Consider the following 26,122-nt stretch of genomic DNA (forward strand, 5'->3'; position numbering starts at 1 on the left):
TTTTCTACGCTTTAAAAAATTTATTTTATGGAAACCTGGGCCCCGGCTCCCTCAAGCTGTTCTTTAATTTTACCTGCTTCATCCTTGGGGATCCCTTCCTTGACAGGCTTGGGTGCCTCTTCAACCAGCGCCTTGGCTTCTTTAAGCCCTAAACCGGTGATGGCACGAACTTCTTTGATCACATTAATCTTTTTATCACCCACTGCCTCAAGAATGACATCAAATTCCGTTTTTTCTTCCTCTGCAGCAGCTGCGTCACCCGCAGCAGGCATGGCACCACCGGCAAATGCGACCGGAGCCGCTGCGCTGACGCCGAATTTGTCTTCCAGTTCTTTGATCAGTTCCGACAGTTCCAACACCGTCATGTTGGCAATAAATTCAATAACATCATCTTTTGTGATATCAGCCATTTTTATCTCCTAAATGGTTTGTAAAACTCTATTTTTTTATTAAAGGTTGAAATATAGTGATCTTAAAATTACGGACTAGGCGGCATCTTTCTGATCTTTGAGGCCATTGAGCACATTGACCAGCCCTCTTGGAACGCCGGCCAAAACATTGACAAATGATGTGGGAACCGCATTGAGAGTGTAGACCAGTTTGCCCAGTAATTCTTCTTTCGAGGGCATTTTGGCTAGGGCCTTGATCTCTTCCGGCTCAAGACATTTACCACCGAATGCAGCAGCCTTGATCTCGAGCTTTTCATTGTCTTTGGCAAAATCAACCAAAATTTTGGATGGTGCGACAGGATCCGTCGCGGACGTAACAACGGCAGTCGGGCCTTTGTAAAAGTCCGTCATCAACGCTGCATCCGTATTCTGGGACGCAAGGTTCAGCAACGTATTTTTAACCACTTCCATGCTGGCACCGGCTTGTCTGAGTTCGTAACGAAGCCGGGTGATTGTCTGGACATCGAGCCCCTTGTAATCGATGAGAATGGTGATTTGCGCTTCTGACAACTGCGTAGCCAGACGTGCGACTAAATCCTTTTTCTGGGAAAGTTTCAACATTTTTTACACCTCCTTTCTTTGTAAAATTCGAAGGTGCCAACAAAACCAAAACGAAAATTGACTTTTCTGTCTCGGCAGGCCGGCAATCCGATTATGCACAACGTGCACCCACTGTCTCTGACAGTTTGTTTTTTTGAAAACTATTTTTATTTGATCAACATGGGATCCACTTTAATACCCGGACCCATTGTGGATGAAACACTGATAGTTTTCAGATAGATTCCTTTACTGGCGGCAGGTTTCAGTGCAACGATCTTGTCCAGAAATGCCTTGACGTTTTCCGTCAATTTTTCCGGTCCAAAAGAAATTTTTCCTATGGGGGCATGGACCACACCTGCTTTTTCAACCCGGAAATCTATTTTTCCCGCTTTCAATTCCTGAATGGCTTTTTCCAGCTCAAAGGTCACGGTCCCGGTTTTGGCATTGGGCATCAACCCCCGGGGACCCAGAACGCGCCCGAGTTTGCCAACGGTTCCCATCATATCGGGCGTGGCGATGGCTTTGTCAAACCCGAACCAGCCTTCTTTAATCTTTTCCACGATTTCTTCCGTGGCAATGAAATCCGCACCCGCATCCAAAGCTTCCTGTTCTTTTTCACCCTTGGCAAAAACCAGGACCTTGACTTCCTTTCCAAGACCATTGGGCAAAACCACGGTCCCCCGGACCATCTGGTCTGCGTGGCGGGGATCTACCCCCAGCCTGACTGCTACATCCACTGTTTCATCAAACTTCACATGGCTTGAGGAAACGGCAAGAGTCATGGCTTCCAATGGATCGTATTGAAGTGTTCTGTCGATCTTTTTCAGCGCGTCTGTCTGTTTTTTACTCCGCTTTGGCATTTTTATCACTCTTAAGCTATATTAAGTTAAAGGACGTCAATCCCCATGCTTCTTGCAGTACCTTCGATAATCTTTACCGCAGCTTCAAGATCTGAGGCATTCAGATCTTCTTTCTTGGTTTCTGCAATACTTACAACCTGATCATGGGTCACTTTTCCTACCTTGGTGCGATTCGGTTCACCCGACCCTTTTTTAAGACCGGCAGCTGCCAGTAACATTCGAGATGCGGGGGGTGTCTTTGTTATAAAACTGAAGGACCGATCTTTGTAAACCGTAATAACCACTGGAATAATGGAACCGGCGTCATTGGCCGTCTTGGCATTGAACGCCTTGCAGAAATCCATGATATTCACCCCATGCTGACCCAATGCCGGTCCGATGGGCGGGGATGGATTTGCTTTTCCTGCTTCCACCTGAAGCTTTATTTGCGTCATTATTTTTTTTGCCATGCTTAAATACTCCTGAAACTCACTATTTAACCGTCAATTAAATTTTGGTGACCTGAATAAACTTCAGTTCCACAGGTGTCGGCCGTCCGAAAATACTTACGAGCACCTTCACTTTTTCTTTATCCGGAGAAACGTCTTCAACAGTGCCATTGAAATTGGAAAATGGGCCATCAATGACTTTTACATCATCCCCGGGCTCAAAATAGAAACGGGGCTGAGGTTTGTTTTTTCCGATCTGCATCTTTTCAATAATATTCTGTGCTTCCTTGTCACTGATCGGTGCAGGTTTGTTTTTTCCACCCAGGAAACCGGTTACTTTGGGGGTTGAACTGATAATGTGCCATGTTTCATTGTCCAGATACATCCTGACCAGAATATATCCCGGATAAAACTTCCGGGAAGATTCTTTTTTTTTCCCATTGACTAGTTCAACTACATTTTCTGTAGGAATCAGTATCTCTCCGAATTTTTCCGGATATCGGGATGTCTGAATTTTTTCTTCCAGGGCTTTTTTCACTTTTTGTTCATGGCCCGAGTAAACATGAACCACATACCATTTCAAAGACATATTACCTTCCTCACACTTAAGTTAAAACAACCTGAACGAGTTTGGAAAGGCTGTAATCAAAAATGCCAAGAAAAACAGCAAGTATGAAAACAAAAATAATCACAACAATCGTAGTTCCGGTTGTTTGCTTGCGGGTAGGCCATGTCACCTTTTTTAATTCAACCTTGACTTCTCTTAAAAATTCGGTCGCCGTAAAGACAAAATTTTCCTTTTTGTCTTTTGAGGCCATTGTTTGGTTTTCCGGTTTTATTTTAGAAAGACCGGATGCGGCTGTCTGCCGGACAGGTGAAACATTTTCATTGGCAGTCACAGATTTATTCGCCTCTTTTTTTTTCTTTTTTTCTATGGCAGGTTTTTTCTTTTGTAATCGTGACATATCACTCCCAGGCACAAATTATTGCCCAAATGAAAATTTCACATTTAAATTTATGGCAGGCCAGGAGGGATTCGAACCCCCAACACCCGGATTTGGAGTCCGGTGCTCTACCAATTAGAGCTACTGGCCTACAAAAAAATGGATTATTTGATTTTCGTTTCTTTGTGCACCAAATGTTTGTTGCAAAAGCGGCAGTATTTTTTCATTTCAATTTTATCAGGCGTTTTCCGCTTGTTTTTCGTGGTTGTATAATTTCTGCGCTTACATTCAGTGCATGCCAGAGCTATCAAGACTCTATCCACAATATCGGTCCCTTTTCAATTTTATTCAAAAATTTCAGCGATGACGCCGGCACCCACGGTACGACCGCCTTCCCGCACGGCAAACCGCAGTTCTTTTTCCATGGCGATGGGAGCAATCAGCTCCACATTAATGGTGGCATTGTCGCCCGGCATGATCATTTCAACGCCTTCTTCCAGGGTCAAAACACCGGTCACATCCGTGGTTCTGAAGAAAAACTGAGGCCGGTACCCGGTAAAAAACGGGGTATGACGTCCCCCTTCTTCCTTGCTCAATGCATACATTTCCGCTTTGAACTTGGTATGGGGCGTAATGGTTCCCGGCTTTGCCACCACCTGACCTCTTTCCACCTGGTCCCGTTTGGTTCCCCGCAGCAGCAACCCAACGTTGTCTCCCGCCTGTCCCTGATCCAGCAGCTTTCTGAACATCTCAACACCGGTACACACGGTCTTGGCAGTATCACGAATCCCCACCAGTTCAATCTCATCACCCGGTTTGATCACGCCGCGATCAATACGACCGGTCACAACCGTACCCCGACCGGAAATGGAGAACACATCCTCAATGGGCATCAGAAACGGCTTGTCCATATCCCGTTCCGGTTCCGGCACGTAAGAATCCAATGTGCTGAGCAACTCAAAAATCGGCTTGGCTTCGTCACTGTCCGGATCATCGCTCTCCAGCGCTTTCAATGCAGATCCACGGATAATCGGCGTCTCATCACCGGGAAAATCATAGGAATCCAGCAGCTCCTGAAGTTCCATTTCCACCAGCTCGATCAATTCCTCATCATCCACCATGTCGCATTTGTTTAAAAATACAACAATTCTGGGCACCCCGACCTGGCGGGCCAGAAGAATATGCTCCCGGGTCTGGGGCATGGGACCGTCATCAGCGGACACCACCAGAATCGCCCCATCCATCTGGGCAGCACCGGTGATCATGTTCTTGATATAGTCGGCATGGCCCGGACAATCCACATGGGCATAGTGACGTGCATCGGTTTCATATTCCACATGGGCGGTGGCAATCGTAATTCCCCGCTCTCTTTCTTCCGGAGCTTTGTCAATCTCATCGAATGGAACGTATGTTCCGTGCCCTTTTAATCCGGCATGCTTGGTGATTGCAGCGGTCAGCGTGGTCTTGCCATGGTCGATGTGACCTATGGTTCCAATGTTTACATGCGGCTTTTTCCGCTCAAATTTCTCCTTAGCCATTTTTTTCACCCCTCCTGCCTGAAAATATGGAGCCCATGACCAGAATCGAACTGGTGAACCTCTTCCTTACCAAGGAAGCGCTCTACCGACTGAGCTACATGGGCATCATACGGCAATTGTAAATTAACCCTGTCTCGCACTCCAAAATGCGGGGATCATCAATGGCTGGAGCGGGAGACGAGGTTCGAACTCGCGACATTCAGCTTGGAAGGCTGAAGCTCTACCAACTGAGCTACTCCCGCTAATCGATAACTTGAGCAACCAAATGATTCCTGATTGCATGTAGTAACGACCGCTATCAGATCTCCTACATAATCGTTTGTGGTGGTGGGGGGAGGATTTGAACCTCCGAAGGCTGAGCCGTCAGATTTACAGTCTGATCCCTTTGACCACTCGGGAACCCCACCTAAAATGTCTGGAGCCGATACCCCGAATCGAACGGAGGACATTCTCATTACAAGTGAGATGCTCTACCAACTGAGCTATATCGGCTTATTGTTTTTGAAGTGTAATTATCACATCAAAATGACCGGAGACTTATAGCAAAGTGTTTCGGGTTTATCAAGCATTAATTTTATTTTTTTCATTGCAACCAAACGATAATATACTCCAAATTGCAATCCAGTATGATTACATTAAAATTATTTTTTTTTCAAGGCTAATTATTAAAAGCAGAATATTTTCCGGAAATCCCCTGAAAATATTAGGATATAGTATTGACAAAAAACCCAATATTTACTAATTGTTCACTAATTTCTACTCTTTTTGAGTTTTTGAAAGGGCGAGGCAATGCATCATATTAAATTAGCGGTATTGGTTATCGTTGCGTTGATCATCACCGGATGTCAGCAAACATACAATCAGAAGTCCATCACTCCTGTCCCGGGTGATGGCAGTGTCGTGTCCTCCCGGACATTTGATTCCACTGACAAATCTTATCCTTCCAATGATTGTGAAGACGTAATACTTTCTCGTAAAAGTCCGGTTGACAGCACCTCTCAGACTCGACGGATACCCTCGGATTATGTTCTGAATCCGGACACAGCCCAAACCGGTGCTCTGGGGCCACAACCTGAAATTCCTGAATCTGTATATAATGAACAGGTCAAAATCGATCAGTCACTGGAATTGTGTAACCTGGCCCAGGAAATGTGGGAAGCCGGCAGACTTGAAGATGCGCTTTCTTATCTTGATGATGCTTATTCCACCATGCTTGAAATTGACACGGACCTGTCAATGGATATAAATCAGCAAAGAGATGACATCCGGTTTTTAATATCCAAACGAATCCTTGAAATATACGCCTCCCGGCAGGTGGCTGTTGCCGGCTCACATGATGAGATTCCCATTACACTCAACGAACATGTTCAATATGAAATCAAACGGCTCACCGGTCCGGAAAAACAATTTTTAATCAATTCCTTGAAACGGGCCGGTCGTTTCAGGCCTTATATCCTGTCTCAGTTAAAGGCGGCAGGTCTTCCGGAAGAACTCTCCTGGCTGCCCCTGATCGAAAGCGGTTATCAACTCAGAGCGTTATCTTCAGCCAGAGCTTTAGGGTTGTGGCAGTTCATCCCGTCGACCGGTCATAAGTTCGGTCTGACTCGGAATCGATACATTGACGAACGGATGGATCCGGAAAAAAGCACCCAGGCCGCCATTGCTTATCTCAAGGAACTCCATAATCTTTTTGGTGACTGGACAACCGTATTGGCCGCATACAATTGCGGCGAAGGCCGGGTGTTGAGGACCATCCGAAATCAGCGGCTCAATTACCTGGATAATTTCTGGGATCTTTACCAGAATCTTCCCAGAGAAACCGCCCGGTATGTTCCTCGTTTTTTAGCGACCCTCCATATAATGCAAAATTTAGACTCGTATGGGATTACCGTTGACAACCCGTTACAACCTTTGTCTTATAAATCTTTTGAAGTCCAAAAACAGATGCGCCTGACCGATATTGCCAAAGAAATTTCAGTAAGTGCTGATGACCTCAAAACATTGAATCCAGAACTTCGTGATGATATTCTTCCGCCTGAAACCTACCGTTTGAAAATACCCGCTAATAAATCCGAGCTGTTTCTGGCCCGGGTGAATAAAATTCAGGCGGCATATTCCGCTCCACAGCTGACTGGATCTGGATACCACAAAATACGGCGAGGAGAAACCCTGTCCAGTATTGCCAGCCGCTATGGAACAACTGTCAATATCATTGCCCGAGCCAACAACATTTATCGAACCCACCGGATCATTGCCGGCACTACGATCAAAGTACCGACCACTCACAATACGGCCAGCAATAGCAGCGCCGCTGCAAAAAAACAGGCACCGGTCCGATACAAAGTCCAGAAAGGGGACAGCCTTTGGGTTCTTGCCAAAAAATTTTCAACGACGACCAAAGAGATCATGGGTGCAAACAATTTGTCCAATGCCATGCTTCATGTGGGCCAGGTACTTACCATAACCCCGTCCCGAAAATCAACGACCTCATCTTCCTATTATTACGTAAAATCAGGGGACAGTCCTTTTTTGATTGCAAAAAAACACAACATGAGTTTAAATCGGCTTCTCGCGTTGAACCGGCTGAGCAAAACCTGCAAAATTTTTCCCGGCCAGAAACTCATTGTTGAATAATTCATAACCGCCCCCGTAGCTCAGTGGATAGAGCATTGGATTCCTAATCCATGTGCGCAAGTTCGATTCTTGCCGGGGGCACCACCTCCATGAATGGCCATACCTCCCATGCCAGAAACCCAGACACCTGCCGTCGATCCACCATTGGTACCCGAAAAACCGGAACTGCTTGCACCGGCAGGAAATTTTGAAAAACTTGAAATTGCCATCCATTACGGTGCGGATGCGGTTTACCTGGCAGGCAAGGATTTCAGTCTGCGGAACTATTCAGGAAATTTTACAGAAGAACAATTGATGCAAGCGGTGTCACTGGCCCATGCGAACAATGTCAAAGTCTATGTGGCCTGCAACGTCTACTCTCGCAATGAAGAAGCCGAAGAGATCAGCCGTTTCCTTGCAACCATCGGCCGTGCGAAGGCAGATGCGGTGATTGTTTCAGATCCCGGAATTATCCGGCTGGCCCGACAAATCATTCCCGGAGTTCCCATTCATCTAAGCACCCAGGCCAACACCACCAATTGCAACAGTGCACTTTTCTGGCAGTCCGTGGGGGTCAAGCGGGTCAATCTTGCCAGAGAACTATCTTTGCAGGAAGTGACACACATCTGTCGGCACACCACCATGGAAACAGAAATATTTGTCCATGGTGCCATGTGTATTTCTTATTCCGGTCGATGTCTGTTGAGTACGTTTTTAACCCACCGGGACAGCAACCGGGGTTTGTGCAGCCATCCATGCCGGTGGCGGTATGCCCTGGTGGAGGAGTTGCGGCCCGATGAATTTTATCCCATCACTGAAGATCCCCGGGGCACCTATGTATTCAATTCCAAAGACCTGTGTATGATCCAGCATCTGCCGGAACTGATTCAAACCGGGGTCACATCCCTTAAAATCGAAGGCCGCATGAAAGGGATCCATTATCTGGCAACAGTGGTCAAAACCTACCGGGATGCCATAGATACCTTTGTGGCTGATCCTGAAAACTATACCACCAACCCCCAGTGGCTGAAGGATCTTTCCCTGGTGTATCACCGGGAATTCGGAACCGGATTCTATTTAGGGGAACCCGGAGCGGTTGCGCCCAATTACGCGGATATACACCAGGGCCAGATTCACCGATTCATTGGAAAAATACTGACATGTCAGGATCACAATCATCATCTGGTGGAAATCCGAAACAAAATTCGCCGAACAGATTCGGTGGCAGTGCTGTCACCCGGCGTACCCATCAGAAACAGTGACATTTCAGGTTTATATGATCCAGATGGCAACGCCATTGATCAGGCCCAACCCAATACAAAAGCCATATTGAAACTGGCACATCGTTTTTCCATACATGATATCATATGCAAAGTCTGATATCATCCATATACAAGGTCAAAACAAATGATTCGAAAAGCTGTACTGGATGATGTGAACACCATCCACGCATTACTTCAGTTCTATAACAAACGGGGAGAACTTCTGGCCCGGCCGTTGAGCAAACTCTACGATCATCTGCGTGATTTCTGGGTGTATGAGGATCCGTCATCTCATCAGGTAACCGGGTGCTGTGCCCTTCAGTTCTGCTGGGAAAATCTGGCGGAAATCCGGTCTTTGGCTGTTGCATTGGAACATACGGGCCAGGGTATCGGCACCATGCTGACGGAACGGGCCATTCAGGAAGCGTTTTATTTTAAAGTCCGGGATCTGTTCACCCTGACGTATCGACCCAGCTTTTTCCAGCAGTTCGGATTCACGGTAATAGATAAAAATGACCTGCCCGTGAAAATCTGGGCCGATTGTATCGGGTGTGTCAATTTTCCCAATTGTGATGAAACCGCCATGCTCAAAAAACTTGATACGCCTCGATTGTGATTATATTCTGTCAATCCGTGGCATAGATCATCTTATAAGGAATGGGTGCCCGATGCAGTACAGCCGGTTTGGGCCAGATATGCTCCTCTGCCACGGTGAGCCAGTTGGCATCGGGCTTGACTTCCCGCAACCGTCCTCCCTCGGAGGGCAGGGCATGGGAGGTATAGTCGTACCGGACATTCAGAATACACACCACGTTTTTCCGCTGGCGGGCCACCACATAATTTTTGGTAAAACTGTTCCGGGATATCCCTCCCAGTTCCGCCAGAGATTTGACCCGATCATCCGGAATCTCCACCAGCACGGCTTTGGACACCCCTTTTTCATCCATGCGCAACAGGCCTCGGGACTCACTGGATGCCACATACACGGTGGTGATACCGTCAAACTGCCTGAAATACTGGGCCGCCACTGCAGCCGCCGTACGCCGGCCTCCGGCCATCACCGGAACCCCGTAATATTCGAACAGCTTTTTTTGAAGGTCTTCCGCATATTTATCCCCTTTTTCATACAAATCCTTGGAGATATACCGTAAATATCTGGCCAGATCTTCCGATGCATCGGCAATGGGCCAGTCCACCCGGACATGGAAATGGGTCAATGCGTACTGGATCCGGGTCTGACGGGAACGCTGGATCAGCAGGGCATAATCCACAGGCAACAAAGACCTGAGCAGGGCAAAAAACTGATCGGTTTCAAAATATTTGATATTGCGGTTGAAATTCTCCACATTGGGGAAATATTTGTGATGCAACAGGTTGGTTTTGGTGGTTTTGTTGGCATCAAAATAACGGATATATTTTTTATGCCTGTCGTCAATGGCATCTTCGCAGAAGATGATCAGAAAAGAATTCTGGGCCTCAAATTCCGTGGAAGGTATCCTGGCCCTGGGTTTTAGTTCCCGCAGTTCCACAAACGGATACGGGATTTTCATGCGTAAAAAATTATTATACGACCCCACCAGGGAATAACCGATGACAAACTGATCCAGTTCGTCTCTAAGTACCTCATAATAGGACCTTCTCAAACGGTCTTCCCTGCTCAGACATTCCCGTTTTTTGCAGAACTCGATCATTTCCCCCCTTTTTTTCAGGTCTGAAATTTTATCCCAAAGCCACGACGCCCGGCAACGGCTTGCCCTCCATCAAATGTAAAAATGCGCCCCCCCCGGTGGATACATAAGACACCTGATCAAACACGTTGCATTGTCTGGCAGCCAGACCGGTATCACCGCCGCCCACAAAACTGAAGGCATCGGCATCGGCAATGCCCCGGGCAACGGCACAGGTCCCGGCCATGAACCCAGGCATTTCAAACACACCCATGGGACCGTTCCATACAATGGTTTTTGCCCCGGCAAGGTTCCGCATAAACGTTTCAGCGGTTTTCGGCCCGATATCCATGATCATCCATCCGTCGGGCACTGCATTTAGTGCCACTGTTTTGGTCTGAGCGGTTTGTGCAAATGAATCCGCCACCACCAGATCCTCGGGCAAATGGACGGCAATCCTTTTTTCTTGGGCTTTGTTAAGAATTCTGGCTGCCGTATCCTTCAAATCCGGTTCTATCAGAGATGCCTTGGTGTCAATGCCCTGACTGAGCAGAAAAGTGTTGGCCATGGCACCGCCGATGATCATCTGATCCACTGTGTTGAGCATATTCTCCAACGCTGCCAGCTTGCTGGATACTTTGGCGCCCCCGATCACCGCCACCAAGGGTCTTTTGGGATTTTCAAACGCATCCGCATATGCATTCATTTCTCGTTCCAGCAGAAACCCGGCCCCTGCCTCGGGCACATGGGCCACCATGCCGGTAACCGACGCCTGTTCCCGATGGGATACGGCAAAGGCGTTGTTTACATACACATCACACAAACCGGCCAGTTTTCGAGCGAATCCGGGATCATTGGATTTTTCCTCTTTATGAAATCTCAAATTTTCCAGCAGCAGGATATCCCCATTTTTCATGGCCGTCACCTGATCGGTCACCGGGGATCCGATGCAATCGGACGCAAACATCACTTTTTTCTTTAAAAGTGCGGACAGATGTTCGGCCACCGGGGCCAGGCTGAACTTTTTTTCATATCCGCTCTTGGGCCGTCCCAGATGGGAGGCCAGAATTATTTTTGCCTGCTGGTCCTGAAGATACGCAATCAAATCCAGTGTCTGCCGTATTCGATTATCATCGGTGATCTTTCCCTGTTCATCCATGGGCAGATTATAATCCACCCGGACAAATACCCGCTTGCCTGCCATATCAATTTCTTGAACCGATCTCATTCAATCCTCCTTTTTTGCCTTGGCATGAATGCGCCGGTGCACCTGTTTTTTCCTGGACCAGCGTTCAAAAAAATTCATAATGCCCGCTTGTTCGCTGCGATCAATCAATTCTTCTTCCACTCTGGCCCCGTGTTTGGTGGCCATGGCCTGCTTCAGACACCGGGTTTTGACCGGACAATGATAAAAACACGACTCTGGGGTCTGTCTCAACCCGTTTGTCTGCAGGGGAAATACTTTTTCAAGTTCGCCGAAACACGGCGGCAGGTTATCTTCTTCCATGGTCATCGGATGCGCTGAATTCCTTTTGAAACCGGGCCATCAGCCCCTGGGCCGCAAAGCTGTAAACGCCCCGACCACCCACAATTAAATGTTCATGAACCGTAATTCCCACCATACCCAGGGCAAACACCAGTTTTCGAGTGATATCTTTATCACTGGCTGACGGGGTCACATCCCCGGACGGATGATTGTGGGCAAAAATCATTGCCGCCGACTGATGCTGCAACGCTTTGATCACCACTTCCCGGGGATAGACTGCGCTGGCGCTCAAAGTCCCGGAAAACAGAATTTCCGATGCCAGGACCCGGTTTTTGGCATCCAGAAAAACACCCACAAAATGCTCCCGGCCTTTAAACCCGATGGTATGATTCAAATAATCCACCAGGTCTTCCGGATTGTTCACCACATCCCGCTCCACAACCTTTGTTTCCAGGTATCGGTCCGCCACCGCTTTGATCAGACGAATACCCATACTGTTGACCGGTCCGACTCCCGGAACCCGGGACAATTCATCCACATCCGCTTCCAGCACGGCCTGGAAACTTTTGAACTCTTTTAACAACGCCTTGGCCGCATCTTTACAATCCTTCATGGGCGTGTTCAAGGTCAACAGCAGCTCAATGACCTCATAATCGTGGAATCCGGCAAGTCCACCGGAAAGAAACCGCTCCCGCAGCCGTTTCCGATGCCCTGCGCCTTTATGGGTCGCTTTACTGAAGACTGTCTTCGTCGTCCGGCTGGATTTCTGAGTCAAGATCGTCTGTGTCTCCATTCTCGTCAAAAAGCCGGGCAATACCTATGAGTTTTTCACCGGCTCCCAGATTGATCAGCTTGACGCCCTGGGTATTGCGGGAAATGATGTTGATACCGCCGATGTCCGTGCGGATCAATATTCCTTTATCTGTCACCATCATGAGTTCATCTGTATCATCCACCAAAGCCAGGGAAACCATTTTACCGTTCCGTTTGGATGTCTTGATGGAAAACACACCCATGCCGCCGCGGTTCTGGGTTTTATACTCTGCCACGTCCGTGCGTTTGCCATATCCGTTTTCCGTGACTGTCAACAGGGTCTGCTGCCCGGCCAGGACTTCCATTCCTACCACCTGGGAATCCGGGGGAATCCGCATGCCCCGGACCCCCATGGATCCCCGGGCCGTAGCCCTGACATCGGATTCATGGAACCGGATCACCTTGCCGCCGTCCGATCCCAGAAACACGTTCATATTGCCGTCCGTGATTCGAGCTGCGATAAGCTCGTCTCCCGGGGCCAGCTTCACCCCGATCAGTCCGCCGGATCTGGGCCGGGAATAGGCCATGAGATCGGTTTTTTTCACCCGTCCCTTGCGGGTAGCCATGACCACATAGCAGTTTTCCACAAATTCATTCACTGTGAGCAGGGTGGCCAGGGTTTCTCCTTCTTCGAACTGCAGCAGGTTCACAATGGCCTTGCCCAGGCTGGACCGGCCGGCCATGGGCAGTTCATACACCTTGGCCTGGTACACCTTGCCGAAATTGGTGATAAACAAAACCGTGGCATGGGTGGAAGCCACAAACAGATGCTCCACAAAATCATCGATTTTGGTTCCCATGGCGGTCTTGCCTTTCCCCCCCCGGTGCTGACTGGCATAAAGGGTGACCGGATTGCGTTTGATATACCCGGACCGGGTCACGGTGACCACCATGTCCTCTTCAGCGATCAGGTCTTCAATGCTGATATCAGCCGTGCTTTCCACAATCTTTGTCCGGCGGTCATCCCCAAACTCGTCCACCAGTTCTGCGAGCTCATCCTTGATCAAGCCTTTGACCACCTGGTCACTGCCCAGAATCTCCCTGTACCAGGCAATATCCTTGAGCAGGGCATCATATTCCGTGATTATTTTTTCCTGTTCAAGCCCGGTAAGCCGCTGGAGCCGCATGTCTAAAATGGCCTGGGCCTGCACCGGTGTCAGGTCAAACGTGGTAATCAATCCGGTTTTGGCTTCCTCCGGGGACCGGGATGCCCGAATCAGGGCCACCACCTCATCCAGGTGATCCAGAGCGATTTTCAACCCTTCCAGAATATGGGCCCGTTCCTCCGCCTTTCTCAGATCAAACCGGGTGCGCCGGATGATGACATCCTTGCGGTGTTCGATGAAATGCACCAGAATATCCTTGAGGGTCAGCAGTTCCGGCCGATTGTTCACCACGGCCAGGAAAATGATGCCGAACGAGGTCTGAAGATTGGTGTGTTTGTACAACTGGTTGATCACCACTTCAGCGATCTGATCCCGCTTGAGTCCTATGGCAACGCGCATGCCCTGACGGTCGGATTCATCCCGCACAAACGAGGCCCCGGTGATGACTTTGTCCCGCATGAGTTCAGCAATTTTTTCCACCAGTTTGGCCTTGTTCACCTGGTAGGGCAGTTCGGTGATCACAATGGTTTCCTGACCGGTTTTCTTATTTTCTTCCACCTCCACCTTGGCCCGCAATGTGATAATCCCGCGCCCGCTGCTGTATGCCTCGTAAATCCCATGTGTTCCGTAAATATGTCCCCAGGTGGGGAAATCCGGACCCGGAATGTACTGCATCAAATCCTGAATACCCAAATCGGGATCATCGATCAACGCCTTGATACCATCCGCCACTTCCCGGATATTGTGAGGCGGAATGTTGGTGGTCATGCCCACGGCAATACCGGAGGATCCGTTCACCAGGAGCGCAGGAAACCGGGTGGGCAGCACGGCCGGTTCATCCAGGGTCTCATCATAGTTGGGAATAAAATCCACGGTTTCTTTTTCCAGATCCGCCAGCATCTGATGAGACAGCTTGCGCATCCGGATTTCCGTATAACGCATGGCTGCTGGTGAATCGCCGTCCACAGATCCGAAGTTACCCTGCCCGTCCACCAGCATATACCGCAATGAAAAATCCTGGGCCATGCGCACGATGGTGTCATACACTGCAGAATCCCCGTGGGGATGATATTTACCAATGACATCACCCACAATACGGGCGGATTTCTTGTACGGCTTGTTCCAGTCGTTACGCAACTGCTGCATGGCATACAGCACCCGCCGGTGCACGGGTTTCAGCCCGTCGCGCACATCCGGCAAGGCCCGGCCGATAATGACACTCATGGCATATTCGAGGTAGGATTGTTTCATCTCCTTCTCGATGCTGGTCAAATGGGTTTCTTTCTGGATCATCTGCTTTTTTACTCCGAAAATTGATTATTTTTTTTGTTTTGCCGGTTCAACCATGGATTGAAAACTGGAAAAATATATATCCGACAAGGTGAGGAACAAGGTCGCTATCAACGGTCCGTAAATAATGCCCATCAGGCCGTACACATTCAGACCGCCGATGATGGCAAAAAAAACGAGAAGCGGATGCATAGCCACCCGGTCTCCCACCAGTTTGGGCTTGTAAATGTATTCAACCCCCCAGGAAAGCATGCCATAAAACCCCAGTAAGCCGAACCCCGTGATCATTGAATTGTCAATCATATAAAACACAGCGGTGGGTACCAGAACAATTCCAATGCCCACAATGGGCAGAAACGCCATGAATCCCATGACCAGGCCCCAGAGAACCGGAGAGTTCAACCCCAGGAACCAGAACAGAACCCCGCCGGCAATCCCTTGAATCAATCCGCCCAGACCATTGACAATCAGCACTGCCCCGGCCATTTCATGAAATTGTGTAACCAATTTTTTGTCATGTTCATCCTGAAGCGGAGACAGGTCGTACAAATACTGAATCAGCCGCTTCCCATCCATGAACATGTAAAAAATAACGATCAGCATCAGGCAGAAATAAAACACCAGATTCAGCAGATTAGATGTGATGAACCGGGCCTGCTGAAACAGGGACAATCCCAGCATTTTCCCCAGTTCAGACACCGGGGCGAACAACTCCTGCCAGGAAACTGTTTTCTGGATCCCTGCCCGGGCCAGCAGATCATTGAGCCGTTCCAGGGCCCGGGTGTTTTCCAAAGTCTGGATCAACTGGTTTGAAAAGACAGCATCTCTGGCCATATTATATAATCCCAGGGCTTCTCTGGACAACACCCCCACAAAAAAGACCACTGGAATGAACACCACAAAAAAAATGATAATGCAGGTCAATACCGATGCCGCCCGCATGGATATTTTTTGGGCAAACACATTGACCATGGGTTGAAACACACCCGTGATCACCCCACCCAGAACAATGGTGGCTGTAAATGGTGCCAGCAGATTTCCCAGCAAAAGAATGGATGCACAGAACAGGGCCAGAAAAAAGAAAAACACCCCTCTTTGAAAAATGGTCTGTTCCAAGACACCACCCGTTGGGATATCAGCTGCTGAAAATGCCTAAGACCGCCATCACCAGAAGTATTTCAAAAATGACCACCTGAACAAAACTGTCAAAAAAATGGTAGACGATCCCTCCCCCGACAATTGCAGGGACCGCACTGTAAATGAGTATGCCCAGTTTTCTTGGTATATCCATGTGTGAACACATCCTTTCAGGTCATTATGGGGCTAAGACCGGTGCTGTCCAGCACCCGGCCATAACCCCATATAGATTCATCTGCAGAAGTTATTGGAAATAATTACCATTTTTGTAATTTCAAGTAAAGAAAAACTTATTTTTCAATGATCATGGCCATGCCCATGCCGCCACCGATACACATGGATATCAGGCCGGTCCCGTAACCTTTGCGTTTCATCTGGTGAATGGCGGTGACCATCTGTCTGGCACCGGTGCATCCAATGGGATGTCCGATGGAAATACCGGACCCCAGTTCATTGGGTGTTTCCACATCGATATTCAATTCCCGCATGCATCCGATGGCCTGGGCCGCAAACGCTTCGTTCAATTCGATCATATCAATGTCCTTGACAGTCATTCCGGTCTGTTTCAACACTTTTTTCACAGCCGGCACCGGTCCCAGCCCCATATACGCCGGATCCACGCCGCCGGATGCAAAGGCCTTGATTTTGGCCAGTTTTTCCAGGCCCAGTTCATCGGCTTTTTCTTCGGTCATGAGCAGCACAGCAGCAGCCGCATCATTGATGCCGGATGCATTGCCCGCAGTCACGCTTCCGTCTTTTTTAAATGCCGGCCGCAGTCTGGCCAATTTTTCCATGCTGGTCTCCATGGGCCGCTCATCCGTGTCCACCACAATATCCCCTTTGCGGGATGCAATGGTCACCGGCACGATTTCCTCTGCAAAGGTCCCATCCTGAATCGCTGCCATGGCCCGATTGTGACTCAGCAGGGCCAACTGGTCCTGATCTTCTCTGGAAATACCATATTTTTCTACGATATTTTCCGCAGTCAGCCCCATGTGGTACCCGTAAAAAATTTCATACAGCCCGTCAAACACCATCAAGTCATGGACCTGGCCCTGACCGGTCAGTTCCATGCGGTGTCCCCACCGGGCTTTCAACAATGCCATGGGCGCGTTGCTCATGCTTTCCTGCCCACCGGCCAGCACCACATCCGCACTGCCTGCCATGATAGCCTGGGCCCCCAGCGCAATGGCCTTCAGCCCGGAACCGCAGATCTTGTTGATGGTCATGGCCGGCGTGAACCGTGGCAGACCGGCATTGATCATGGCCTGTCTCGCCGTATTCTGTCCCTGGCCTGCCTGGAGCACATTACCCATGATCACCTCATCCACAAACAGTTCCTTGAGGCTCTCATCATAATCATATCCCTTTTTTTCAATATCGATCATGCCTTGATCTTTCAGGGATTCCGGGCCAAATGCCGCCTGTTCATCGGTCACACCCGGGCGCAGTCCTGCCCGCTTAAGCACTTCTTTCATGACACAGGTACCCAGATCCTTTACAGACACCGCTTTCAAAGAACCGCCAAAAGATCCTACCGGGGTCCTGACACCGCTGACTATCACCACGTTTTTCATTTAATACCTCCACGTTTATCAATTTTTATCAATTGGTTATGTAATCTGTCGGTGGCAGCGCACTGCACTGATTTGTTCAGACAACAGTTACATTTTAACTGCACATATCCATCCCAAGGTCCATAGCAGACAGACGCACAAAAAACAAGAGATTATGACGGTCTCGTGCAATTGACAAATATGTTTTTTTACGCAAAACTGTTTTATTTTTGCCATTGCTGAACAGTAATCAAGGATCTGAATGCATATGAATACACATGTGGTGATGGCCGGATGGGGCCAGGTCACACAACCCAAAGAGACAGAAAATCCTTTGGATCCGCCGGGTCTCATGATTCAGGCGGCAGAACGGGCCGGACAAACCCTGACGGACCCGTCTGTGCTGTCCCGGCTGGACGGCATCATGGTGGTCCGACCATTGAGCGCCCACTGTCCGGATGCTCCGATTCAGGTAGCCCGGGCTCTGGGGGTAAAACCAGGGTTCCTGCATATCTCCAACATCGGGGGGAATTCCCCCCAGACCCTGATCAACCAGGCTGCCGACCTGATTGCGGAAAACCGGCTGGAACGGGTGCTGGTAGTGGGGGCGGAAGCCTATGTGAAACGGCATCCTGACACCCCAAAACCAGAAAGTGCCCTGCTCCAGGGCATCCCCGAAACGTATGCCAACGACGATGCCATCGGTGCCACACCTGTGGAAACCCTGCATGGTATCCAGCACCCCATGCAGGGGTTTCCCCTGTTTGAAACCGCCCTGTGGCAGGCCTCGGGCCTGCCACTGTCCGCCTATCTTGAAAAAATCGGAACCATGTGGTCTCAATTCAGCCGGACGGCGGCCGGCCATCCGTATGCCTGGGTCAGGACGTCTCGAACGTCCCATGAGATCATCACCCCGTCATTGGACAACCGGCCGGTCGCCTTCCCCTATACCAAATTCATGAACGCGTTCATCACCGTGGATCAGGCCGCAGCTGTGATTCTCATGTCGGAAAAAGCGGCCCGTGCCTGTAGTAAAAAAAACCTTCAGCCGGTTTATTTTCTGGGGGGAGGATATGCCAGGGACCGCCAGCGTTTCATGGTGGAAAAAAGCGATTTTACTGTGAGTGTTCCATTGAAAACCGCTGTGGACAAAGCCCTGGAAAGGGCCGGACTGACCCTGGACCAGATGGATTGTTTTGATTTTTATTCCTGTTTCCCCTGTGCCGTGTCCATTGCCAAAAAAATGACCGGGGTGTCGGACAATGATCCCCGGCCTTTGACGCTCACCGGTGGGTTGGGTTTTTTCGGCGGTCCGGGCAACAATTACAATCTGCATGCCGTGGCCACCCTGGCGGAACAGATCGCTACCGGCCGATACCGCACCGGCCTGGTAACTGCCCTGGGATGGTTCATGTACAAACACGCCGCCGGCATCTACAGCAGCCGCCGGCCTGAAAAAAGCCTGGCAGGCACGGCAGCGGCCGACCATGAAAAGCCGCTGGCAGGATTTAATCCGGTACCTGTGGATGAAGCGCCGACCGGCAAAGGGATCATAGAAACCTATACCATCGTGTATCGTCCGGACCACACCCCGGCCTACGGGGTCATCTACGGCCGGACCCGTCAGGGTCTGCGGTTTGTGGCCAGAACAGCCGATGATCCGGACCTGTTTGCGGCCCTGTCCGGCAAAAATATGGTGGGCCGTACCGTCCGCCTGACACACGACACCATTACAAAAATCACCACAGCGTATCTGTGAACTGAAAACAGATCCGTCTTTACCTGATTTTTTTCGGATTGTCCCGCAGAGCGATCCAGGCCGCCAGTCGCTGTTTGACCGTTTTCTCATACCCCCGGTCTGTGGGAAAATACAGGCGCTGCCCGTCCAAAGAATCCGGCAGATACGACTGAGGCGCATATCCGCCCTCATGATCATGGGCATATCGGTATCCGGTGCCGTATCCCATCTCTTTCATCAATTTTGTGACTGGATTGCGAATGTGCAGGGGCACGGGCCGATGTCCGGTTTTTTCCACCAGGTCGGTCACCTGTTTCTGGGCTGCATACACAGCATTGCTTTTAGGGGCTGTGGCCAGGTACACGGCCGCCTGGAAAAGGGATCCGTCTCCTTCGGGCCGGCCCAGCAGCCGAAAGGATTCCCCGGCATTCAAAGCCATGGTCAGCGCCCCGGGATCAGCCATGCCCACATCTTCGGTGGCAAACCGAACCATGCGCCGGATCAGGTAACAAGGGTCGTCACCGGCCGCCAGCATGCGCTGAAGCCAGTAGATGGCTGCATCCGGGTCACTGCCCCGCATGCTTTTGATGAACGCGGAAATCAGATTGAAGTGTTCTTCTCCGGCCTTGTCATACAGCAGCGCTTTTTTTCCCACCACGGTTTCCAGATCCGCCAGGGAAATGAACGATTTATCACTGAAATGAAACGCTGCCGCTTCCAGAGCGGTCAATGCCATGCGGGCATCCCCGTCCGCACTGTGTGCCAGAAACTGTAAGGCTTCCGTCTGAAACCGGTCCAAATCCCACCCCAGGCCATGGACCGGGTCTGTGACGGCCCGAACGAGAATAGCCTGGATATGTCTGGGTTCCAGACCCTTGAGGGCAAACACCCGGCACCGGGATACCAGGGCCGGGATCACTTCAAAGGAAGGGTTTTCCGTGGTAGCCCCCACCAGGGTGATCAGTCCGGTTTCCACGTGGTGTAAAAACGCATCCTGCTGGGCTTTGTTGAACCGGTGAATCTCGTCCACAAACAGCAGTGTCCGTTTTTTGAACAATGCCCGCTTTTCTCTGGCCGTGTCAATGATCTGCCGGACATCCTTCACCCCGGACAGTACAGCGGAAATCCGGACAAACTCACACCGGGTCTCATGGGCGATGATATTTGCCAGGGTGGTTTTTCCACAACCTGGGGGTCCCCACAGGATCATGGAAAACACCCGGTCGTCCTGGATGGCCCGGGCCAGAAGACTGCCCGGAGCCATGAGGTGATCCTGGCCCTTGAGTTCAGATAAGCTTCTGGGCCGCATCCGGTCAGCCAGAGGCACTGTCCCGGCCAGGTCCTGGTCTGAATGGGCATCAAACAGATCCATCAGCCCCCCGTATTTCCATCCCGCTGCCGCTTTCTGCGGCTCTGTTCTTTGCGCTCTTTTTTCCGCTTGGTGGTGATTCGCTCTTTTTTAAGGGCAATACGCTCATTTTCCCGGGTTTTACCGGAAAAATCCATCCGTCCGGTCTTTTCCCTGAAGTAAAGACGGATGGGCGTCAGATTCAGCGGAATCATCTGACGCAGCTGATTGACCAGATACCGTTCATAGGAAAAATGCACGGCCTTGGGATAATTAACAAAGCACACAAAACAAGGCGGCCGGGTGGCCACCTGGGTGGCATAAAAAAATTTGAGACGTCTTCCTTTGTGCAAAGACGGCTCTTCTCTTTGTACCGCATCTGCGATGATCCGGTTCAAGGTCCCGGTATTGATCCGAAACCCGTATTCTTCATATACGTTGGCAGCCATATCCAGAATCCGGTGACACCGCTGACCGGTCAACGCGGAAACGGTCATGACCGGGGCATAGGACAGAAATTTGGCCATCTGCCGCAATTCTGAAATATAGGCTTTTTCCCCTTTTTCCTGTTTGTCCACTCGGTCCCATTTATTAAGCAGAAAAACAGCACCACATCCTTTTTTTTCTGCATACCCGGCAATGGTGATGTCCTGATCTGTGATCCCTTCAGCCGCATCGATGAGAATCAATGCCACATGACAGTTTTCCAGGCTTTTCAGGGATTTGAGAATGGAAAATTTTTCCAGCTTTTCAGTCACTTTTCCCTTGCGCCGGATACCGGCCGTATCCACCAGCACAAACCGCCGTCCCTTATGACAGACTTCCAGCTCAATGGCATCCCGGGTGGTGCCTGCTTTTTCATTGACCACCACCCGGGGCGATCCAAACAGCTGATTGGCCAGACTGGATTTACCCACATTGGGTCGGCCCACAATGGCGATGCGAACAGTCTCATTATCTTCCATGTCCGATTCCACGGCATCGGGCAACCCGGCCACCAGATCATCCAGCAGATCCGCCACCCCGATGCCGTGTTCCGCGGAAACCGGGTAGAAAGACTCAATGCCCAAGTCATAAAAATCTCCCAGATCATCGAGCTGCCGCTGATTTTCAATTTTATTTACCACATAAAAAACCGGTTTTCCGGACTTGCGGAGCATGGCCGCCAGATCATGGTCAAACGGCGACAACCCGGCCCGGCCGTCTAAAATCAACACCAGGGCACTGGCCTGGGCCACGGCCACGGCCAGCTGATCTCTGATCTGGGCGGCAAAATAATCATCATCTTCGGTCAGAAATCCGCCGGTATCTATAACGGTAAAAGCCTTGTCATCCCACCGGGCTTCACCGTAATGCCGGTCCCGGGTGACGCCGGGCATGTCATCCACCAGGGCCTGCCGGTCCCGGATCAGCCGGTTGAACAGCGTTGATTTGCCCACATTGGGCCGGCCCACCAGGGCCACCACGGGTTTCATATCCATCTCCTAAAAATGATTGAAAGTATATACAGATCGGTTTTAAACAGTATACACCATGTCATCCTAACGGGTCCAGGAAAACAGCCACGACCCGACAGCCAGGAACACAAGGCTCATGACCGCCAGTATTGCCATCTCCTGGGATACCTGGGACAGGGTGGCCCCGTCATTGATCACCTTTCTTGCAGCGGAAAGAAAATGGGTCAGCGGCAGGAACCCGGCCGCCTGTCGGATCCAGGCGGCTGTTCCTTCAATGGAAAACCAGACTTCCGACAGAAACATCATGGGCCAGCAGATAAAGTTGATGATTCCGTTGGTCAATTCCTCATTGGTTCCCCGGCAGGCCAGAATCAGACCAAAAGACACCAGACACACCGTACCGAAAAAAAACACAATGACGGCATCCACATACGACCCCTGCATCTGAAATGAAAATATCACATCACACCCGGCCCACACCACCATGGATGCGGCCATGGACACCACCACCCGGGAAATCAGCTGGGCGGACAGATATTCAAAGGCAGTGACCGGTGTGGCTTTTAACCGTTTGAGCACCCCGTTCCGCCGGTACCGGACAATCACATATCCCACCCCGAAAAAAGCGGAAAACATGATGTTCATGCCCAGGATGCCCGGAAACAGCCAGTCGATATACCGCACCAAAGTCCCGGGAACCGCCTGTTTGTAAACCCGGTTTTCAAAAAAAGCCTCCGGCACCACGGCTGCTTTCACCAGTTTCTCTGCCAAAGCGCCCTTGGGAGAAACATCCGATACCCAGTAGCGCACCTTGGAATCATTCTTTAATGGGACCGCTTCAGGATCTTTCACATCACCGGACTGAACCAGAATATCGATTTTATGGTGCCGCAGCTTTTCCAGTGCCGGGTCAAGGTCTTTAAAAAAAACCAGTTGAACCGAAGGATCCGTTTTCAAGGCATCCGGAATCCGGATGGTTTCAAGGGCCGGCACCGGATCCGGCACTGGGAACACCCCCAGTTTGAACTGCTTTTTTGCATCCGGTCCAAAGGCAATGCTGAATGCCGCCACCAGCAAAAACGGAAACAGAATATTCCACCCGAACCCGGCCCGGTCCCGGATGAATTCCAGACTGCGGGCCATAAACAATGCCCACATGCGTTTCAGACTCATGGTCTCAACCCCTCAGACGCTTACCGGTGAGTGCCAGAAATACGGATTCCAGGTTCCGGGATTCCGGCGGCATGGATGCACAATGGGTTTTTACCAGATCTTTGGGAGCGCCCTGGGTAATAATTTTTCCCTCATCCATGATGGCAATATCATCGCACAAAACCCAGGCTTCTTCCATATAATGGGTGGTCAGAATGGTGGTTTTCCCTCTGGACCGGATCCCTTTGATAATGTCCCACACATGCTGCCGGGCCTGGGGATCCAGGCCGGTGGTGGGTTCATCCAGAAACAGCAGGTCCGGATCATTGATCAGGGCCAGACTCAAAAGAAGCCGCTGACGCTGTCCGCCGGATATTTTGTTGCTCCGCTGATTTCTGATCTCTTTGAGCATGCACAGATCCATCACCATTTCCACCGGCAGAGATTGGGCATAAAATGCAGCAAAGGTTTTCAGGGTTTCTTCCACGGTCAGAAACGCCATTAATTCGGTCTGTTGAAACTGTACTCCTACCTGCTGATTGAAAGACCGGTCCCGTTCTTTTCCTTTGAACAGAATCCGCCCCTGGTCGGGTTTCTGAATATTTTCCATGATCTCCACCGCCGTGGTTTTCCCGGCTCCGTTGGGGCCCAGCAAACCGAAACAGGTCCCGGCCGCAATGGCCAGGCTGATGCCGGCCACAGCCGGTCGGCCGTTGTAGGATTTTTTCAGTGCATCCACCTGTATGATGGGCTGTTTTGGCACGATAGTATTGCTCCCTAAGCGACTATATAAAAGAACCCGCTGCCATGATATTTTCTCACCAGTTTTGTGCCCGGCCGGCAAAACCGGTTATGATGTGTCTTAACAAAAAAAGGCTTTCAGCACAATGCTGAAAGCCTTTGATTATCTAAGTGGCGTCCCCAAGGGGATTCGAACCCCTGTCGCCGGCGTGAAAGGCCGGTGTCCTGGACCGGGCTAGACGATGGGGACGCATTTGATTTTCTGGTATCGGGTGCTCATTTATGGTGGGCCGTGCTGGGCTCGAACCAGCGACTCTCTGCTTAAAAGGCAGATACTCTGCCAACTGAGTTAACGGCCCGAGGGCACTTCCAAAAAACAAAGGCGAATTTATATGCTTTTCCAGAAGTTGTCAACTCTTTTTTTTATTTTTTTCCAATTAACCGGTCTCTTGAATCTGATCAACAATGTTAAAAAATGCATCCACTACCTGGGGATCGAACTGAGTGCCTGAATTTTCACGAATTGTTTTGAGTACGCGGCTCATTTCCATTTCCTTTCTATAAGGCCGATCCGATGCCATGGCATCAAAACAATCCGCCACAGACATAATCCTGGCCAACTTGGGGATAGCTTCTCCTGCAAGTCCATCCGGATATCCTTTTCCGTCAAACCGTTCATGGTGGTGTCGGATAATATCCACCTCCCGGTCCCACAATCCCAGATTGCTGATAATGTCGGCACCAATGGCCGGATGCGCTTTGATTTTTTCAAATTCTTCATCCGTCAACCGACCGGGCTTGAGCAGAATATCATCCCGGATACCGATCTTACCGATATCATGCAGCATACCGGCAACATTGATCACATCCAGCTCTTCTTCACCGCATCCCATTTCCATGGCGATCATACGGGCATACTTTGCCACCCGGGTGGAATGCCGGCGGGTATAAAAATCTCTTACCTCCAGGGCCGTAACAAATGCAAACAACGTGGCAAACAGATTGTCATAAATATTTTCATACAGCGCAACATTTTCAATGGCACCCGCTGCTTTTTGGGTGATAAAACTCAGGTAATAGATATCTTTTTCATTAAAAATCCGGTCTTTATCAAAAATGAATGCGGATGCCACGCCAAACACATTTTCCCGAATCTTCAACGGCACCACCATAACGGATTGAACCGCCGCATCCATCCGGCTGTTTTCAGCAGTATCCGGTATCAGCCAGGGAAGTGATCCCTTTGCCACACTTTCTTTAATATACATTTGAATAGGATCAGGGATATCGGATGCAAAATGTTCGGGCACGTGTAAAACACCATTTTCAGGACAGGCACTGGCAACCTGAATCAAAGTCAAAGATTTTTCAGAAAAAATATGAAAAAACACCTTGTCTGCATGCAGTTCTTCCACACCCAATTCCACAACTTTGTTGAAAATACCATGACTGGAATCCGCCGATGAAAAGTCTTCCATGACCCGATTCAGGGTGTTGACCTCTTCCACCCGTTCCTCTAACTGCACATTCAACTCTTTGAGTCGGGTCTGGCGGGCCACCTCTTCCTTGAGGATCAAATTTTCCACAAACAGTTCACGCTCTCTGAGAATCCGCCGAAGTGTCAATTCCATCTGCTCTAAGTTCACCGGTTTGATGAGATAATCCACCACCCCGTTTTTAAGGGTCTGAATGGTATTTTCCAAAGACGGATATCCAGTCATCACCACCACCGGCAGCGTGTTTTCGATCTGTCTTATTCTTTCGGCCAGTTCAAGACCATCCATCACCGGCATATTGATATCTGTAAAAATACAGGCGATCTGGGGCACCTCATTGATGACATCCAGAGCATCGGCCCCGTTTTCGGCCGTATAAACTTCATACCCCTTTCTCATGAAATACTCCTCGGTCACTTCCCGAATGGCCTCTTCATCATCCACCACCAAAAGCTTTATGGGGTTGTCGGTCATCGTCATATCCCATACCTGTCTGAAAAA

General features: G+C 50.0%; 25 protein-coding genes and 8 tRNA genes. 5 read left to right on the forward strand and 28 right to left on the reverse strand.

What is annotated here, in order from left to right; translation table 11 throughout:
• Positions 1–20: 20 nt before the first annotated feature.
• From rplL to DPO_RS01230, 13 genes are all read right to left on the reverse strand, one after another.
• Positions 21–410, reverse strand: coding sequence for a 50S ribosomal protein L7/L12 (gene rplL, locus DPO_RS01175; RefSeq protein WP_006963764.1), 390 nt, complete (start codon positions 408–410; stop codon positions 21–23).
• A gap of 75 nt (positions 411–485) precedes the next feature.
• A complete protein-coding gene (gene rplJ, locus DPO_RS01180) occupies positions 486–1,010 on the reverse strand; it encodes a 50S ribosomal protein L10 (RefSeq protein WP_006963765.1) in 525 nt (174 codons plus the stop codon).
• A 146-nt stretch (positions 1,011–1,156) separates the two neighbouring features.
• The gene (gene rplA / locus DPO_RS01185) at positions 1,157–1,849 is read right to left on the reverse strand and encodes a 50S ribosomal protein L1 (protein WP_006963766.1); all 693 of its coding nucleotides are present in this window, start codon (positions 1,847–1,849) and stop codon (positions 1,157–1,159) included.
• 26 nt (positions 1,850–1,875) lie between these two features.
• Positions 1,876–2,298 carry a 50S ribosomal protein L11 gene (gene rplK / locus DPO_RS01190; RefSeq protein ID WP_006963767.1) on the reverse strand — a complete coding sequence of 141 codons (423 nt, stop codon included), beginning with the start codon at positions 2,296–2,298 and terminating at the stop codon, positions 1,876–1,878.
• Positions 2,299–2,335: 37 nt separating this feature from the next.
• Positions 2,336–2,866, reverse strand: coding sequence for a transcription termination/antitermination protein NusG (nusG, locus tag DPO_RS01195; RefSeq protein ID WP_006963768.1), 531 nt, complete (start codon positions 2,864–2,866; stop codon positions 2,336–2,338).
• A gap of 16 nt (positions 2,867–2,882) precedes the next feature.
• Complete coding sequence (secE, locus tag DPO_RS25750; protein ID WP_006963769.1) at positions 2,883–3,242, reverse strand: preprotein translocase subunit SecE; 360 nt, start codon at positions 3,240–3,242, stop codon at positions 2,883–2,885.
• 53 nt (positions 3,243–3,295) lie between these two features.
• Positions 3,296–3,372, reverse strand: a tRNA-Trp gene (locus tag DPO_RS01205).
• Between the two features lie 13 nt (positions 3,373–3,385).
• Positions 3,386–3,544, reverse strand: a complete 159-nt coding sequence (gene rpmG / locus DPO_RS24320; protein WP_083911947.1) for a 50S ribosomal protein L33 — start codon at positions 3,542–3,544, stop codon at positions 3,386–3,388.
• A gap of 21 nt (positions 3,545–3,565) precedes the next feature.
• A complete protein-coding gene (gene tuf, locus DPO_RS01210) occupies positions 3,566–4,759 on the reverse strand; it encodes an elongation factor Tu (protein WP_006963759.1) in 1,194 nt (397 codons plus the stop codon).
• Between the two features lie 27 nt (positions 4,760–4,786).
• A tRNA-Thr gene (locus tag DPO_RS01215) sits at positions 4,787–4,863 on the reverse strand.
• Between the two features lie 62 nt (positions 4,864–4,925).
• Positions 4,926–5,001: transfer RNA gene (locus DPO_RS01220), tRNA-Gly, on the reverse strand.
• 80 nt (positions 5,002–5,081) lie between these two features.
• A tRNA-Tyr gene (locus tag DPO_RS01225) sits at positions 5,082–5,166 on the reverse strand.
• A 9-nt stretch (positions 5,167–5,175) separates the two neighbouring features.
• Positions 5,176–5,251, reverse strand: a tRNA-Thr gene (locus tag DPO_RS01230).
• Between the two features lie 297 nt (positions 5,252–5,548).
• On the opposite strand from DPO_RS01230, the gene DPO_RS01235 reads away from it, so the two are divergent.
• The 4 genes from DPO_RS01235 to DPO_RS01250 all read left to right on the forward strand — a co-directional run bounded on the left by DPO_RS01235 (position 5,549) and on the right by DPO_RS01250 (position 9,250).
• A complete protein-coding gene (locus tag DPO_RS01235; protein ID WP_006963770.1) occupies positions 5,549–7,393 on the forward strand; it encodes a lytic transglycosylase in 1,845 nt (614 codons plus the stop codon).
• Positions 7,394–7,402: 9 nt separating this feature from the next.
• A tRNA-Arg gene (locus DPO_RS01240) sits at positions 7,403–7,477 on the forward strand.
• Positions 7,478–7,501: 24 nt separating this feature from the next.
• Positions 7,502–8,752 (forward strand): peptidase U32 family protein, encoded by a 1,251-nt coding sequence (locus tag DPO_RS01245; protein ID WP_169435008.1) that lies wholly within the window; start codon positions 7,502–7,504, stop codon positions 8,750–8,752.
• Between the two features lie 27 nt (positions 8,753–8,779).
• Positions 8,780–9,250, forward strand: coding sequence for an N-acetyltransferase (locus DPO_RS01250; RefSeq protein ID WP_006963772.1), 471 nt, complete (start codon positions 8,780–8,782; stop codon positions 9,248–9,250).
• Between the two features lie 10 nt (positions 9,251–9,260).
• Here the strand turns inward: DPO_RS01250 and DPO_RS01255 are convergent, their stop codons facing one another.
• The 8 genes from DPO_RS01255 to DPO_RS01285 all read right to left on the reverse strand — a co-directional run bounded on the left by DPO_RS01255 (position 9,261) and on the right by DPO_RS01285 (position 17,710).
• Complete coding sequence (locus DPO_RS01255; RefSeq protein ID WP_006963773.1) at positions 9,261–10,325, reverse strand: hypothetical protein; 1,065 nt, start codon at positions 10,323–10,325, stop codon at positions 9,261–9,263.
• A 28-nt stretch (positions 10,326–10,353) separates the two neighbouring features.
• Positions 10,354–11,529, reverse strand: coding sequence for a phosphoglycerate kinase (locus DPO_RS01260; protein WP_006963774.1), 1,176 nt, complete (start codon positions 11,527–11,529; stop codon positions 10,354–10,356).
• The gene (locus tag DPO_RS01265) at positions 11,530–11,814 is read right to left on the reverse strand and encodes a hypothetical protein (protein WP_006963775.1); all 285 of its coding nucleotides are present in this window, start codon (positions 11,812–11,814) and stop codon (positions 11,530–11,532) included.
• Complete coding sequence (radC, locus tag DPO_RS01270; protein WP_006963776.1) at positions 11,795–12,580, reverse strand: RadC family protein; 786 nt, start codon at positions 12,578–12,580, stop codon at positions 11,795–11,797. Before radC ends, DPO_RS01265 begins: the two co-directional genes overlap by 20 nt.
• Complete coding sequence (gene gyrA / locus DPO_RS01275) at positions 12,519–14,999, reverse strand: DNA gyrase subunit A (protein WP_006963777.1); 2,481 nt, start codon at positions 14,997–14,999, stop codon at positions 12,519–12,521. The genes radC and gyrA overlap by 62 nt, the downstream gene beginning before the upstream one ends.
• A gap of 24 nt (positions 15,000–15,023) precedes the next feature.
• Complete coding sequence (locus DPO_RS01280) at positions 15,024–16,112, reverse strand: AI-2E family transporter (protein ID WP_006963778.1); 1,089 nt, start codon at positions 16,110–16,112, stop codon at positions 15,024–15,026.
• Between the two features lie 19 nt (positions 16,113–16,131).
• On the reverse strand, positions 16,132–16,287 hold the full coding sequence (locus DPO_RS25640) for a hypothetical protein (protein ID WP_006963779.1): 156 nt from the start codon (positions 16,285–16,287) through the stop codon (positions 16,132–16,134).
• Between the two features lie 136 nt (positions 16,288–16,423).
• Positions 16,424–17,710, reverse strand: coding sequence for a thiolase family protein (locus DPO_RS01285; RefSeq protein ID WP_006963780.1), 1,287 nt, complete (start codon positions 17,708–17,710; stop codon positions 16,424–16,426).
• A gap of 247 nt (positions 17,711–17,957) precedes the next feature.
• Here DPO_RS01285 and DPO_RS01290 point away from each other — a divergent pair, with 247 nt between their 5' ends.
• Positions 17,958–19,448, forward strand: a complete 1,491-nt coding sequence (locus tag DPO_RS01290; protein WP_040011385.1) for a hypothetical protein — start codon at positions 17,958–17,960, stop codon at positions 19,446–19,448.
• Between the two features lie 19 nt (positions 19,449–19,467).
• Here DPO_RS01290 and DPO_RS01295 read toward each other — a convergent pair whose 3' ends face one another.
• From DPO_RS01295 to DPO_RS01325, 7 genes are all read right to left on the reverse strand, one after another.
• On the reverse strand, positions 19,468–20,799 hold the full coding sequence (locus tag DPO_RS01295) for a replication-associated recombination protein A (protein ID WP_006963782.1): 1,332 nt from the start codon (positions 20,797–20,799) through the stop codon (positions 19,468–19,470).
• Positions 20,799–22,250, reverse strand: a complete 1,452-nt coding sequence (gene der, locus DPO_RS01300; protein WP_006963783.1) for a ribosome biogenesis GTPase Der — start codon at positions 22,248–22,250, stop codon at positions 20,799–20,801. The genes DPO_RS01295 and der overlap by 1 nt, the downstream gene beginning before the upstream one ends.
• Positions 22,251–22,316: 66 nt before the next feature.
• The gene (locus DPO_RS01305) at positions 22,317–23,405 is read right to left on the reverse strand and encodes an ABC transporter permease (RefSeq protein WP_006963784.1); all 1,089 of its coding nucleotides are present in this window, start codon (positions 23,403–23,405) and stop codon (positions 22,317–22,319) included.
• 4 nt (positions 23,406–23,409) lie between these two features.
• A complete protein-coding gene (locus DPO_RS01310; protein WP_006963785.1) occupies positions 23,410–24,147 on the reverse strand; it encodes an ABC transporter ATP-binding protein in 738 nt (245 codons plus the stop codon).
• A 150-nt stretch (positions 24,148–24,297) separates the two neighbouring features.
• Positions 24,298–24,375 (reverse strand) — tRNA-Glu (locus DPO_RS01315).
• Positions 24,376–24,408: 33 nt separating this feature from the next.
• Positions 24,409–24,484: transfer RNA gene (locus DPO_RS01320), tRNA-Lys, on the reverse strand.
• Between the two features lie 78 nt (positions 24,485–24,562).
• Positions 24,563–26,095: an HD domain-containing phosphohydrolase gene (locus tag DPO_RS01325; RefSeq protein ID WP_024333689.1), complete on the reverse strand. Its 1,533-nt coding sequence runs from the start codon at positions 26,093–26,095 to the stop codon at positions 24,563–24,565.
• Positions 26,096–26,122 lie beyond the last annotated feature (27 nt).

This window comes from Desulfotignum phosphitoxidans DSM 13687, from assembly GCF_000350545.1.
Classification (GTDB): Bacteria; Desulfobacterota; Desulfobacteria; order Desulfobacterales; family Desulfobacteraceae; genus Desulfotignum; species Desulfotignum phosphitoxidans.